Annotated in this window: 10 protein-coding genes, 1 tRNA gene and 1 pseudogene; 4 read left to right on the plus strand and 8 right to left on the minus strand. The window is 36.1% G+C overall.

Annotated features, from left to right (window positions below):
• Window positions 1-196: 196 nt before the first annotated feature.
• The 4 genes and pseudogenes from BWD121_RS06805 to argH all read right to left on the minus strand — a co-directional run bounded on the left by BWD121_RS06805 (window position 197) and on the right by argH (window position 5665).
• The gene (locus tag BWD121_RS06805; protein WP_078663892.1) at window positions 197-2626 is read right to left on the minus strand and encodes a TIGR02302 family protein; all 2430 of its coding nucleotides are present in this window, start codon (window positions 2624-2626) and stop codon (window positions 197-199) included.
• A gap of 113 nt (window positions 2627-2739) precedes the next feature.
• A complete protein-coding gene (gene lysA, locus BWD121_RS06810; protein ID WP_078663893.1) occupies window positions 2740-4014 on the minus strand; it encodes a diaminopimelate decarboxylase in 1275 nt (424 codons plus the stop codon).
• Window positions 4015-4022: 8 nt separating this feature from the next.
• Window positions 4023-4202: a hypothetical protein gene (locus tag BWD121_RS06815; RefSeq protein WP_078664095.1), complete on the minus strand. Its 180-nt coding sequence runs from the start codon at window positions 4200-4202 to the stop codon at window positions 4023-4025.
• 86 nt (window positions 4203-4288) lie between these two features.
• Window positions 4289-5665: pseudogene (argH, locus tag BWD121_RS06820) on the minus strand (argininosuccinate lyase).
• Between the two features lie 33 nt (window positions 5666-5698).
• Here argH and BWD121_RS06825 point away from each other — a divergent pair.
• Window positions 5699-6388 (plus strand): TlpA disulfide reductase family protein, encoded by a 690-nt coding sequence (locus BWD121_RS06825; protein WP_078663894.1) that lies wholly within the window; start codon window positions 5699-5701, stop codon window positions 6386-6388.
• 548 nt (window positions 6389-6936) lie between these two features.
• Here BWD121_RS06825 and BWD121_RS06830 read toward each other — a convergent pair.
• Both BWD121_RS06830 and holA read right to left on the minus strand, forming a co-directional pair.
• The gene (locus BWD121_RS06830) at window positions 6937-7791 is read right to left on the minus strand and encodes a YihY/virulence factor BrkB family protein (RefSeq protein WP_078663895.1); all 855 of its coding nucleotides are present in this window, start codon (window positions 7789-7791) and stop codon (window positions 6937-6939) included.
• A 516-nt stretch (window positions 7792-8307) separates the two neighbouring features.
• Window positions 8308-9351, minus strand: coding sequence for a DNA polymerase III subunit delta (gene holA, locus BWD121_RS06835; RefSeq protein ID WP_078663896.1), 1044 nt, complete (start codon window positions 9349-9351; stop codon window positions 8308-8310).
• A gap of 869 nt (window positions 9352-10220) precedes the next feature.
• Here holA and BWD121_RS06840 point away from each other — a divergent pair.
• From BWD121_RS06840 to BWD121_RS06850, 3 genes are all read left to right on the plus strand, one after another.
• A tRNA-Gly gene (locus BWD121_RS06840) sits at window positions 10221-10295 on the plus strand.
• A 542-nt stretch (window positions 10296-10837) separates the two neighbouring features.
• Window positions 10838-11644 carry a lysophospholipid acyltransferase family protein gene (locus tag BWD121_RS06845; RefSeq protein ID WP_078663897.1) on the plus strand — a complete coding sequence of 269 codons (807 nt, stop codon included), beginning with the start codon at window positions 10838-10840 and terminating at the stop codon, window positions 11642-11644.
• Window positions 11645-11740: 96 nt separating this feature from the next.
• A complete protein-coding gene (locus BWD121_RS06850) occupies window positions 11741-12823 on the plus strand; it encodes a D-alanyl-D-alanine carboxypeptidase family protein (protein ID WP_078663898.1) in 1083 nt (360 codons plus the stop codon).
• Window positions 12824-13063: 240 nt separating this feature from the next.
• Here the strand turns inward: BWD121_RS06850 and BWD121_RS06855 are convergent, their stop codons facing one another.
• Window positions 13064-13813 carry a murein L,D-transpeptidase family protein gene (locus tag BWD121_RS06855; RefSeq protein WP_078663899.1) on the minus strand — a complete coding sequence of 250 codons (750 nt, stop codon included), beginning with the start codon at window positions 13811-13813 and terminating at the stop codon, window positions 13064-13066.
• 45 nt (window positions 13814-13858) lie between these two features.
• Window positions 13859-14815, minus strand: a complete 957-nt coding sequence (locus tag BWD121_RS06860; protein WP_078663900.1) for an acetyl-CoA carboxylase carboxyltransferase subunit alpha — start codon at window positions 14813-14815, stop codon at window positions 13859-13861.
• Window positions 14816-14863 lie beyond the last annotated feature (48 nt).

The raw sequence follows: 14863 nt of genomic DNA on the forward strand, positions 1-14863 counted from the left end.
CTCAAGAGCAAAAATCTCCACCTTTCACTCTTTTAACCAAAATAATTCAAAAACAAAGTAACATAAATAAGATAACACCACTATTATTATTACTTCACCAAAAGCACGGTTTACTTCGCTTCACTTTTTTATTTTGAGTGCATCTTACTTTATAAAAATTTTCAATGCGCTTTTTTTAATATTGATTTAAATTTGACTAACGAAAGTGAAGCAATCTTTCAAGATAGCTTTTTTCTGCTTCAGGAATACGATCATTATTAAGGCGTTTGCGAATTTCTTCCAAAATCTGTCGTGCACGCATTTGATCATTTTTCTGTGCTCCCCCCACACCTTCTTGATTTTGACCTGTCTTTGAAGAAAGCGGACGTCCTAATGGATCCTGAGGACCACGAGCATCATCGTGATTACCTCCTTCTTTTTTCAGTACCTGGCGCATTTTTTTTAAAACACTTTGTGCACCTTGCCGTAGGGATTCTAAAGCCTCTGACTGATTTTGCATTGACATTTCATAGTCTCCATTATCAAGGGCGGTCTTTGCAGAATTCATTTTCTTTTCTGCCTCTTTCAACGCGTCATTTTGTTTAAGACCTTGTTCTGAGAGTTCCTTTTCTAATTTTGATAACTCAGACTGCAATTCAATCAGACGATCTTCCAAAGTTTTGCTTTGCTTTTCCTCATTGCTTGTGACATTTTCTCCATCACGACGTTGTTTCTTTTCTAAATGGTGCGTATCATTAAGAATTTCTTGCTGTCGACGCATCAAATCACCAAGTTGATCTAACTTTTTTTTCATTTGTGTTTCTTGATGATCATTTTGCTTTTTAGCTTGATTACTTTTTCGATTCTGCAAATGATCAAGTGTCTGCTCAATTTCAGCTAAAAGCTGTTCAGCTGAAGAAGAAGAACCCAACTTGGCCATTTCTTCAATCGAATCCAGCTTTTTGGATAATGAATCTTCAGAAAGTGTAGTCTTACGCTCATTGGCATCTTTTGATTTTTTTTCAGGCAAAGCACTAATATAATCATTCACAGCTTGGCGTAAATTTTCCATGAGTCTTTCAATTTCCTCACTTGAAGTGCCATGGCGTAATGCATCACGCAAAGCAGCTTGTGCTTGTTTTAACCTTTGTTGAGCAGGTTCAAACTGATCACCTTCAATACCTAAAGCAATTTGCCATAAATAATGAACAACATCACGCAATTGATCATCTGTTTTTGCAGCAGAAAGTCTTATCCACGCACTCTGCAATGCCAGAAAATGTGTTACATTTTGAAGACCATCTTCCGGACGCACAAGTAAAGCAGAAAGCATATCAAGTACACGTTCTCGTGCATGTGCATCAAGTGCCAACAAACGACGTTGCTCATCCACCGCACGAGCAACAGGGTTAGCAAAAATACGTTGCGGTAACATCATGATAAAAGTTTTACTACGCCCCTGCTGACCAGCCCCATCTTCTGCTACCAAAGTGATTTTAACCTCGCTACCAGCCCATGGATGACCAGATATATCTTGAACTGTGCGCATTTTACCTTTTCCACCACGCGCTAAAAGAAGTTTTATCTCAGGCGCCCTATAAAGAGGAGAAGCATTTTTATGCTGATCAAGAAGAGGTTCCATTACAACAAAAGCTTTTGTTACGCCATAATCATCATCCATTTCATAGCGTAACTCTAATGAACCGGCTAAAATCCGCTCTGGTTTTGCAAGCCAATGAATCGTGGGCGCTTTATCTTTAATCATGTGCAAATGCCATTGTTGCTGCCTACGACGCGATGATACAGACAAATGCATTGAACGATCTAAGCGTGTTTCAAAACGAGTCATTGGGTCATTTAAAACCGTTTGTTCACTTTTTTCAGTAAGTAAAATTTTATGTCCACCGTCTTCAGACACAGCCTTAACCTTAACACCAGCGCCATTAACAACGCGTACAACGACATCACTACCTTCAGGAACAGTAAGCTGTGTTGTCTCATCTCGTGTTAAATAAATAGGTGCAATGCCCGTATAAGCAGGTGGTGTGACCCAAGCATCAACACGTATTGATGATTCATCAACCACAGGGCGTAGATCAAACGCGTCTGATAAACGCCCCCCAGACGAGCCAAAAGAAAAACTAAAAGCACACACACACAACAAAATAAATAGTGCCCTAAGAGCTATAGGATCATAGGCAGCACTATTAGGGTAAGCAAATCCAATTTGAACATGATGCAACTGTTCTGTCATGCGGCGTTGATGTTCACGCCAAATAACCACGCTAGAACCATCATTATCTTCAACACACAAACGATCTTTTTGAACACTTAAAGGCTGGTTTTTAAACCCACTTGTCTGCTCAATATAGCAATCAACATCCCTTGCTGTGGGAAAGCGAAAACCAAATAGTAGAAATAAACTTCCTAAAATAACAAAAAGTATGAGCCAAAGAAAAAATAAATGCCACCAATAACTTAAGAGGCTAAAAACACCAAACCAACTAAGCGAACATAAAAGACTTAACGCTAAAAAAAATGGTAATAGCCGCGGCCATATCCGCTCAAAAAATAAGAAACACCAAGCGAGAAGGCGTGCAAATAAAAGCCTTATTTTCAGAAAACCTTTGATGTTTTCGTCTTTCATAGACAATCATTTGTCCTTTTTAATAATAAGTTAAAAATCATAAGACCTATAAAAATAATTTGCACCATATAAATCATTCCATAAAAGTTTATTGGAAACAATGTCAAAGACATTTAAAAATTCTCAATCCAATCTGGAATATGATCAAAACCTATCAATTGTGCATAATCAAGACGTGGGCGAATAACAGCATAACGCGTATCTTGAACTAAAACTTCCGGTACTAAAAGCCTGCTATTATAAGTATTTGCCATCACTGCACCATAAGCGCCTGCTCCAGTAACTGCCAAAAGATCACCCGCCTTTAGCACTGGCAAACAACGATCTAATGCTAAATAATCACCAGTTTCACAAACAGGGCCAACAACATCTGCATTGATCATCACAGCATTTAATGGCGTTTTTTTCACTGGTATCACATCATGCCAAGTATCATAAAGTGTTGGACGCATAAAATCATTCATTGCCGCATCAACAATAACAAAATTGCGCACCTTGCCTCTTTTGAAATACACAACAGATGTTACCAACACACCAGCATTGCCAACAATACTGCGCCCAGGCTCTAAAATTACAGTGATTCCTAAAGGTGCAATATGTTTCTTTACCAGTGCCGCATAATCAAAAGGAGAAGGCACTAAACATGACTCACGACCATAAGAAACCCCAAGCCCACCTCCAATATCTACATGAGTTATGGCATAACCATCATTGCGTAAGTGGCGCACAAAATCTGCAGCAATTATAAACGCTTCTTCAAATGGTTTTAAATCACAAATCTGGCTACCAATATGCATAGCCACACCACACACTTGAAGGCCAGGCAATTGTGCTGCCTTTTTATAAGCATCATATGCCAATGCCAACGGAATACCAAATTTATTTTCAGATTTACCAGTTGTAATTTTCTGATGGGTCTTTGCATCTACATCTGGAGTAAGACGCAACGAAATGCGCGCATTTTTTGAAAGTGCAACAGCCCGTGCTGATAATTGTTCAAGTTCCTGCTCTGATTCGACATTAAAACAACAAATATCATGTGCAAGGGCAAAATCTATTTCTCTAACCGTTTTACCAACACCAGCATAAACAATACGATGCGCAGGAATACCAACAGCTAAAGCACGCCGTAATTCACCTTCTGACACCACATCAGCTCCTGCCCCACTGCGTGCTAAAAGCCTTAAAATAGCCTGATTGGAATTTGCTTTAACCGCATAAGCAATAAGGTTAGGTATATCGTGAAATGCATTTTGATAGTCTTGAAAATGAGCAATAAGTGCATTGGCTGAATAACAATAAAAAGGTGTTCCAACCTTATCTGCAAGTGTGGAAAGTAAAAGACCTTCAGCATAAAGCATGTCTTGATGATAAGGGAAAAAACGCATAAAGACCTCTATTGTATCAATCGATCGAGAATAAAAAGTTTATCCGTCTTTCTTTCAGAAACAAAAGCTTTTTGCGAAGACTTAACCGTTGTTGAAGAAGATAATTCTAATGCCCCTTTACGCCCGCACCCAACTATAACAACATTAAAAAAAAGGACAATTATTAAATTCTTTAAAATAGTTCTCATGCGCCCTTTTCTTTTCATATTGATATTTTGCTGCATTTTTTTGTATTTACAATTAAATCTATTCACGCACTCACACGATGCCTTTTTCAATAGGCAATTTGGTAAAGTACTTCTAAAGGCGCTGTTCTACCAAAACTTTTACGACTTTCAACTGATTTTTCAACTGTTAAAACATCAAAAACAAGCTGCATTTATATCAGGATAAATCGTTTGAAGTTCAGCTAATGATAAATCATTAAGACGACATTTCTTTTTTTCTGCCAATACCACTAATGTGCCCAATAATATGATGAGTCTCACGAAAAGGAAGCCCCAATTTGGATAACCCAATCAGCTAAATCTGTTGCTATTGCATAACCAGAATCTGCTGCTTGTTTTATGAGTGTTTTATTTACTTCCAAATCACCAATGATCCCCGTCATTGCTGCCAGCCAATAATTCCAAACTCAAAGCCCCATCAAACACATAAGTTTTATATTCCTGCATATCCTTCGAGTAAGCAAGAGGTAAACCTTTCACCACTATTAAAAGTCCAATAAATGCACCACTCAATCATCCCGATTTGGCTTATATAAGCTTAGCAGCATCGGGATTTCTCTTTTGTGACATAATTAGACGAACCTATTAAAAAAGCACCTAATAAATGAATAAACTGAAATTGCGCACTCGACCACAGAATAATTTCTTCTGCCAACCATGAAGATGGATTCACAAAACACGCACCAGCGCTTAAAAATTCCAACACAAAATCACGATTTGAAACACTATCTATTAATTGCGCGCCGGCTCATGCCCCCTCAGTGCTTGTGCTATCATAAAGCAATTGATTGGAAAGCCCGTTTCGGCTAATGCACCAGCCCCTAGAAGCGATTTCATTCATTCGCTCAAATGCATCACACATACATGAAAATTTCGACCAAATATTTCAACATAAGCCATCATATAAATGCCAAATGTTACCGGCTAGGTGGTTTGTAAATATGTAAAACCTAGTATAAAAGTATCGACATATTGTTTTGCTCGAATGAATAATTGTTCGGTGAGCTCTTTTAATGTTTGTGCTATTTTTGCGTTTCGTCGTGTACCCAAAAACGAAAATCAACTGCAACCTGATCATTATACGAACGTGCTGTATGCAAACGGCCTTGCTACAGGACCAATCAATTGGCTCAACCGTGCCTTAATATTCATATGAATATCTTCAAATTTTCGTGAAAAAGTGACCGTGCCTTCTTCAATTTCTTGGAGAATAAACTTTAAACCATGCACAATTTTTTCATAATCAGAGTGTGAAATAATTTTCGTTTATGCTAGCATTGCCACATGAGAAAGTGAACCTTCAGTATCTTGCCAATAAAGTTTTTGATCACAATCAGTGGAAGCATTAATGTCTTTCATAACTGCAGCAGGGCTTTGTGCAAAACAGCTACTCTATATTTATTGCTCAATCTATTATCTATCATCCCTTAAAAGCGCCCATTTAAAGGACAAAAATTATGATTTCTCAAATTTTCATCAACTGGAAAAATAAAAAAACACAATGCTTCCTTACATCCTTTATCATTGCCTTAAGTTTATACGCAACAATAAACCATGATCATAAAGCATCTCTCTTTCCTCACTTTATTTCAGTTGCAAAAGCACAAGAAACAAACACCAACAAAATAAAAACAGAAAAAATAATAACAATCAAAAAAGAAGCCAAAGGCTCTTTTAAACACATCCGATTTGCCGATACTCCCTATAATGTAAGCCAGTTTTCCTTTAAGGATATTCAAGGAAAAGACTATAAATTCTCCGAATTTACTGGAAAGCCACTACTTATTAATTTGTGGGCCATTTGGTGTGCGCCTTGTCGTGTAGAAATGCCAGAATTGGCACAATTAAAACACGATATGAAGGGAGAAAATTTTGATGTCATAGCCATTAATATTGATAAAGTCGCTTCTCCTGAAAAAATTCAGCAATTTTTACATGAAGTGCATGCTGATAATTTGACCTATTACCGTGACGAAAAAATGAACATTTTTACCAATATCCGCAAACAAGGACTAGCTTTAGGGCTACCCATTACACTTCTGGTTGATCAAGATGGTGACCTTATTGCTTCATTTAATGGTATAGCTCCATGGGCCAATAACGATGCCAAAGCACTTATAAAAGCTATCATTAAAGAAACAAAATAGCGCTTTAATGACCACAAATAACGACGTCTTACAAAACCACTCAAAGATAGAAATGATCATTAATAATAAAACAAGGTAAAGCCTATTTGCAAATTACCCCACCCTCACAAACCTCCTATTAAAGCACCTATCACTAAAGTTTAGTCGATTGAGCTTGCTAAATAAAAACATGCACTACTAAGTATTAAGTATAAGGTAAGCTTTACTCTGCTATTCCCACCTGCATTATCCATTCCAAGGGCTTTAACCTGTGTCTTCATAATACACCCCTCCCCTCATGCCTATAATTTGCATTCCAAACCTTGTACCGTTAACTCCTTAGAAACAGCCTCTTCTTTAAATAAGCGTTTCACTAAATAAGCATTTCACTAAGAATTGAGAATAAACAAAAGCAACTTAAACTTGCCATAATACATATTTGAAACTGATGACGCAAAATATAATCAATTGTAGCTTTAGGCAGAAGCATTCTTATCAATCACTAAAAAGCGATAGTAAAATGCATACCCTTTTATTCCTTAATTCCCTATATTTAACAAACAGTTCTTTTATGAATCTGAATTTTGTAAACGAGTACGATAAAACATAATTGCTGCGTTAATCTCACCTCCCAAAATAAAAATCGCACTCAGCATATAAAGAAAAATAATAGCAATCATGATAGATGCTAACCCAGCGTAAGTGGACACATAATTAAACCTTGTTAAATAATGTGCAAAAGTAATCGATGCTGCAAACCACAAAAACAGTGTCACGATAATTCCTGGTAAAATATCTATCAATTTTCTCTGTTTTGCTGGCAACCATTTATGAACAATCAAAAGACTGATAAATAAAACAACCACTGCAATTGTATAACGCCATAAACGAATAACACCAATATATTCAACAATAAAGGGAAAATGATTTTGCGTAATTTTTATCAGTAAAGGCGCTAAAACTAATAAAAAGCTGATAACAGTAATACCGATTGTTCCAATGATTACAAAAAACAAACTCTGAAAACGACAAAAAAACAAACTTCGCTGATCAACAACGCGATAAGCCTTATTCAAGGCTGCACGTAAAGCCTCTACCCCATTTGAAGCAAAATAAGCCGCCCCAACAAAAGAAAGCGTCAATAAGCCTCTTCGCTGTGTTGTCAAAACATTGACGATTTCTTTAGAAAAAGGTTCTGCAATTGCATCTGGCAGCAAGTGCATAAGTGCCTCAATTTTTTGCGGTGTATACGAAAAATCCCAAAAAAAACTGGCTAGAGATGCTCCCAAAATACAAAAAGGAAAAAACGCTAAAAGCCCTGAAAGTACGATATGACTTGCAAAAGCACTACCATTATCACGCACATAATGGCTTACTGCATTAATAAGAATACGAAAGCTGTAGCACAACACATTTTTTATCAAATCTTCATACTTTCTGATGACTTTCCCTTTAAGTCTCTTTAAGCTTTATAAAAATGACCTAAACTTCATAAATGAAAGTTATTCTCGTATAAAACAGATACTTTTTTAAGGATAACAATGATGATAGCTAAATTTAAAAAAACTATACTAAAATCAACAATGATAAATCAACAAATTTCATTGATACCTCAAATTGTTAAGATCACTGCTTAACTCCCATGTTATCATTGATAAAAGAGTACTTCTTCATACACTGTACCCCCAAATATTAAGTAACCTTGTATTTTGTACTTAAATCATATTGTACAATGACCTTTTTGATCTTGATGCAAATTTGGCAATTACTCAAAACAAACAATGTCTGCTAGTATTACACGTAATACTACAATCTCATGATCAAAAGCTTTTATGAATTATCGTTTTTTGTCTTTTGATAAAAAAATCACCATAAAGAAAAAACATATCTCATAAAATACCCAAGTCCCAAAAACGCTTCAATGTCGATGAAGCCAAATTTTAAGAAGAAATGCGTTTTTGTGCACTAACTGTTAATCCTAATAAAACTTGATGAACAATAACTGTACCCAAAAATGGATTTTTACGGCTATCTAAAACAGCGCATTGAATTTTTTCCATAGCATAAGCAATTTGTTCCAACCCCCAATATTTTAGAGCTTTTTCAATTATTTTTTCTCTACGAAAAAAAATCGGTGGCCGTGCTTGAGATATGACTGCAAAAGGAGCTTTCCCTTCAACCTCTATTTGATAGCGCAACAGCTGTAATTGTTGAAAATGCCTTTGCGCTGTACTTAAAACAAAAAAAAGTGTATTTTGCACAGTCGAATATCGACTAAAATGCATCTCAAAGCCCGCCACATCCCCCAGTAAAATAGCATCAATGACTTCATCTTGAGAAAGAGCGCCAGCCTCACTTACCACAGCCTTCACATCCTCAAGCGTAACCCGATCTTTCTTTAGAGCATAAAGACAAAGCTTTTCTAATTCACCACGCGAAACAAGACGATCTGCCCCCAAACTTTCATATAACCACTTGCGCGCTTCCAAAGAAAGAGTCATTTTAAAATTATTCAACACCTCATCAATCACTCTATCAAGGGAACGGGTATCATCCGTATAACAGGGTAAAGCCAGAGCTGTTGAAGCCGTTTCAACAATATTGCGCAACCCAACACCTTTTTTTAGGTCCCCCGCTTCAATTAAAATGAAACATGCTTTAGGTGGTTCTTTAATTAAAAGCTTAAGAGCAGCAAGAAAACCTTTTTGATTTGCACCATTGGATATCCATATCAAACGATCACTACCAAAAAGTGATACAGTATGCGCTTCATCTTGTAATCGCACAGGATCTTTATCAATTTCAGCTGCATTGAGACGAATCGTAGAAAAAGGATCCTCTATCGCCACTTGCGTTAGCTTAGCAAAACGCTGCGCACGTTCACAAACAAGACCACGATCAGGACCATAAATTAAAACAATAGGAAAAGAACGCGAAAAATGCGTTAGAAAATGATCAACTTCATGTGCTTTCTTTACAGCCAAAATATTAATCCATTACCAAAATATCAAATCCACTATAGTGTATCATTAGTATATCATTTCAAAAACTTCATCGTGAACTTTTTAAAGCATGCCAATCATACCCAAAAATCCTAACATGCAATTTATATTCTTTTTAGTGCATGTCCAAGATCATTGTTCTACTACGCACCTCCATACACTATCTGTATACCGATCTTTCATATTCAAAATTTGATATATAGAATGCATCACTATAATTGTGATTAGTTTATTCTCTTTAATAAGCTTTTTAGTTAAATGTATTCCAAAATAAAATACTTACTAGATTTCAATGCGGATAATATATTTATTAAATCCAAAACATCCACTTGCACTAAAATAGTGATCATAAATAAGATAAATCTCATGATACTGCTTATTTCATAAACTATCCACGCGATTTATGAAAAACTTTAGCAAACTCAAAATCTCATTAAGTAACTCTATTTGACAAAAACTGGCGCTTCTTTCGATTCAAAATAGAATAAAATTTTCAATGCTCCTCCTAAAGAGTCACAAACATCAATTTTTTTCAATCGTTAAAAAGACCACCATAACCGGCTAATCAATCTTGAAAAATGCAAACAACGTTGCCAATCTTTTTAACTTATTGATAGACAAAAGAGTGTTTTGCTTAAATTTATAATCACTTACCCCCTCCCTTGAGACGAGCATATTTGCTAAAATATAAATCAATTATCTAGTATTATTTACATCACCAGTTGAATAACACTTTTTTAACCTTAAAAAATAAATTTCACTAACATCAAAATAAATTTTACTGAAACGTGATTTTTTTGTTGCAATTCAGACAAGGCTAAGCCATACAAAAGGCGTTTAAGAATGTGTGAGCGGGTGTAGCTCAGGGGTAGAGCACAACCTTGCCAAGGTTGGGGTCGTGGGTTCGAATCCCATCGCCCGCTCCAATAAAATATGTTTACTTCCACTAAAATTCACTGTGTAATGCAAAGCACTTCTTCAAATGATTTCTTATTTTTTGTAAGAATTGTTTCTTGATTTAAGTCTTTAAAAAAGAATGAAGTAAATTTGATAACTAAGCAACATATTCTGTAATACGCTATGTCATCTGGGCATCTTAAGCCATATTTACTTAAATTATTATATCAAATTGAATTTAATTCGATCAGTTATAAAAGGGGCATCGTCTGCGTAAAAAACATAAGATTATCTTACGCATTTAACGCAGTTATAACTAACTATCGCACTTAACATTTTAAGCTTTTATTTCTAATAAAATTCCAAATTTCTTTGGATTTCAATCTAATAAAAAAGATCAAAACCAACTAATAGATAAAATTTGTTGAGAAAAGTTTACTTCTAACAACTTGTGGTATTCTTAGTCTCTTGTTTTATAGTTTAAAATACATAAAAATAAGTATATTATAATGACGATATTTTCCACACATAGAGTGGGACAACTAGAGTTTTAGCAAATATTAAAAAAAACATGGTACTTATCCTTCGTTCTCTTCTCTTTACGTTTGCTTTTTATACAACCACTTTTGTGCAAATGATTCTTTATGCCCCCTTTTATTTTTTAATGCCCCGTAAAAAAGCGTGGGTTATCCCTAAAACATGGGCACGTGTTACATTATTTTTACAAAAATACATTGCTGGAACACACTATGAAATTGAAGGCATAGAAAACCTCCCAAAGAGTGCATATATTATTGCTATAAAACATCAATCTGCATGGGAAACTTTTAGTCTTGTACCCTATTTTGATGATCCTGCCCTTATTTTAAAACGTGAACTGATGTGGATCCCTTTTTTTGGCTGGTATATGGCCAAAACACAAGTTATCCCGATTAACCGAGCAACCCCTATTCAAACCCTTAAAATCATCATACAAAAAGCAAAACAAAAAGCAAAACAAGGGCGCCAAATTCTAATCTTCCCCGAAGGAACACGCCGACAGCCCGGTCAAGAACCCAATTATAAACCAGGCATTACTGCCCTTTACAACGAATTAAAACTCCAAGTTGTACCCATTGCCCACAACGCTGGTTTATATTGGCCACGTGATAATTTTCGCCGTTATCCAGGAAAAATTTGTGTGCGTATTCTTCCTCCTATAGAAACTGGCTTAAATAAACATGACTTTTTAGACCAACTAATCGAAAAAACAGAAAAAGCCTGTGATGAATTGCTCTTATTGGCCGCTCAAGACCCCACTCCTCCACCTATGCCACCCTTTGCTGTTAAAAGGCTTCAAGCGCTCGGTCATCATTGGAAAGGACCTATACGTAATTAAACGTTCCTTTCTTTATTTTATACATTCAAATCTATTGTATTTAAAGCTAAAATAGTTCTAAGTTACTTAAACTGAACAATAATTGGACTTAAATTAATGCGTCAACTCTTATACAGCCTCTGTTTGTCTTTTATTTTAAGTATGACAAGCACTCTAGCTCTAGCTTATCCCTTTATTTCTGTTGATGCTACAACTGGACGAATATTAGAACATAACCAAGCTTTTGAACGATGGTACCCTGCTTCTTTAACAAAATTAATGACCACTTATGTCATTTTTCGCGCCATGAGCACAGGAGAAATTTCACCACAAAAACACATCACCATTAGTAAAAATGCATCACAAGTTTCTCCCTCTCATTCAGGTTATGAAGCAGGTTCTATCCTTACACTGGAAACAGCTTTAAGCATCACATTAGTTAAATCAGCCAATGATTTAGCCATTGCTTTAAGTGAAGCTGTTTCTGGTTCACAAGAAGCTTTTGTGCAACAAATGAATATTCAAGCCCAACGTTTAGGCATGTTTGGAACTCATTTTGCCAATGCAAGCGGTCTACCACATCCAGACAATTACACCACAGCACGCGATATTGCTCTTCTCGCTGTTCAAATCCGTCGGGAATTTCCCCAATATGCTCATTATTTTTCTATTCCGGCTATTGATTTTGGTGATGGGCAAAAAATCAAATTCAATTCAAACAACCTCATTAACCGTTTTAATGGAATAGATGGTATGAAAACTGGCTTCACTTGCGCTTCTGGTTTCAATCTTGTTGCTTCAGCAACCCGCAATAAACGTACGATTATCGCTGTTGTTTTAGGGTCAAATAATATTAATGCAAGAGAAGGAAAAGCAGCACAATTGCTTGAAACAGGTTTTTCTCTTCAAGGCTCTCCACGATCAACATTAGCTACCTTAAAGCCTTATGGCACTAAAATGACGCAAATCACCGATATGGAAGAACAAATATGCGATCCTGAAGTTGTAAAAAAACGCTTAGAAAATACCTTCGATAAGGAAGGGCATATTATTCTTACCTCTCCTTTAATCACTGCTTTACCTTCTTCTATTCTTCCTTTGACAGTACAACTCATTGCTGTACCACAGACATATAAAATTAATACAAGAATACCGCACAAAATCCCCATCCCACATAAAAGACCTGCCTATATTCTATAATAAAAATAATAAATTATTATCGATAATTCACGTGGAATATAGGAAAATAGCCTATATTTTATTACCTTCACGATCAGTTTTTCCGGTAATTCTGCTCAAATTTCCTACTAAAGCATCATGATATTATCATCGTAATAAATACTGATCATTTTAATGAATTTAGCAAAATGAATACTAATCATCTTTCTGGTTTTGAAAAATTATAAAATACACGATATCTTTCATAGTGAAATTCATCTTTTATGGTTTTATCGCACTTAAATCTTGTTTGTTAAAACGATCGAAAACATAGCGTTTTTCGTAAACATCAATTTTTGAAAGCGCGCGCTTGGTCTCAAAGAGATCATAACCTTTTTTGAGCATCACCCAAAATTGATAATGAGGATTATCACGATGACGCTCCATATTAGCATCGGTCATGCGAAAAGGAAAAGTGTGTAACTGAAATTCTTTTTGCCCACCTTTAAAAGCATCCCGTGCAAAAGCATAAATTTGTCCCATATTGCTATCATTCATTGCATAACAGCCCACAGAAGTACACCCCCCATGAACCATAAGATAACTACCTGTACGACCATGTGCTTGATCATAAAGATTAGGAAAACCGATATTAAAAGAAAGATAATAACTCGAATAAGGATTCATTTGACTTGCGTTAACAGTATAAAAACCTTCTGGTGTTTGATAATCCCCCTCTTCATATTTAGGCCCAAGTTTACCTGACCATTTGCAAATATCATAACTTGCCACAAGTACAAAACGTCCGGTACGGTCTTGCTTCCAAATTTCAGCAGTATTTTCTTCCTTAAAAAAACGCATCATAATCGGTGCATATGGATCGACATTATGTGTAACCATTTTATGGTGAATTTCTTTTGGCAATGGCTGCTTAACTTTAGCTTGAATAGAAGGAGGTAATTTCTTTTGACATGCTGCCAATATCCCAATTGCTAATAAAAAAAACAATGAAAAATACCAATTTAATTTCATTGAAATAAAACTCTAATCTATAAAACCTCACACAAACCACTTCAATTAAGCCAAAGAACGGCCAATTTGAAGATATTTTTCCCAACGCTCCCGCCTTATTGTTTCACCATCCTTACCAGCCATAGAGTGTAAAGCAACAGAAATAATATTGCCTGTTGTTTCCATAACAGCTTCTTTTCCCCGATGTGCTCCCCCTAAAGGCTCAGGAATAATGCCATCAATAACCTTTAGCTTATAAAGGTCTTGAGCAGTAATACGCATATTGGTTGCTGCATCTTTCGCACGAGTTGAATCACGCCATAAAATAGAAGCCGCCCCTTCTGGCGAAATAACCGAATAAATCGAATGTTCCAACATATAAACCTTATTAGCTGCAGCAATCGCTATTGCCCCTCCAGAACCACCCTCTCCAATAATAACTGAAATAACAGGAACGCGTAGACGTAAAGTTGCTGCTGTTGACTGTGCAATTGCCTCTGCCTGTCCACGTTCTTCAGCACTCACACCGGGATAAGCACCAGCTGTGTCAACAAAAGTTAATAATGGCAAATCAAAACGATCAGCCATTTCCATGATCCGCACAGCTTTGCGATACCCTTCTGGGCGAGCAGAACCAAAATTATGGCGTAAACGAGTTTGTGTATCATGGCCTTTTTCTTGACCTATATAAGCGATCGCCTCACCCTTAAAGCGTGCAAAACCAGCTTGAATAGCTTCATCTTCAGCAAATTTGCGATCACCTGCTAAAGGCGTAACATCACTTAATAAATATGCTGAATAATCCATAAAATGAGGTCGATTAGGATGGCGTGCCACTTGTGTTTTTTGCCACGGTGATAATTTTTTATAAAGATCGCGCAAAGCCATCTGAGAACGCATCTCAAGACGTGCAATCTCATCCTTCATATCAAGACTACCCTTTTCTTGAGCAATCTTTTTCAATTCAAGAATTTGCACATCTAGATCAGCAACAGGTTTTTCAAAATCAAGATAATTATACATTGTTCCTAACTTACTCGTGTACAATTTATATATCTATAATTTTTTTTA

It is taken from the genome of Bartonella sp. WD12.1 (assembly GCF_002022415.1).
GTDB lineage: Bacteria > Pseudomonadota > Alphaproteobacteria > Rhizobiales > Rhizobiaceae > Bartonella.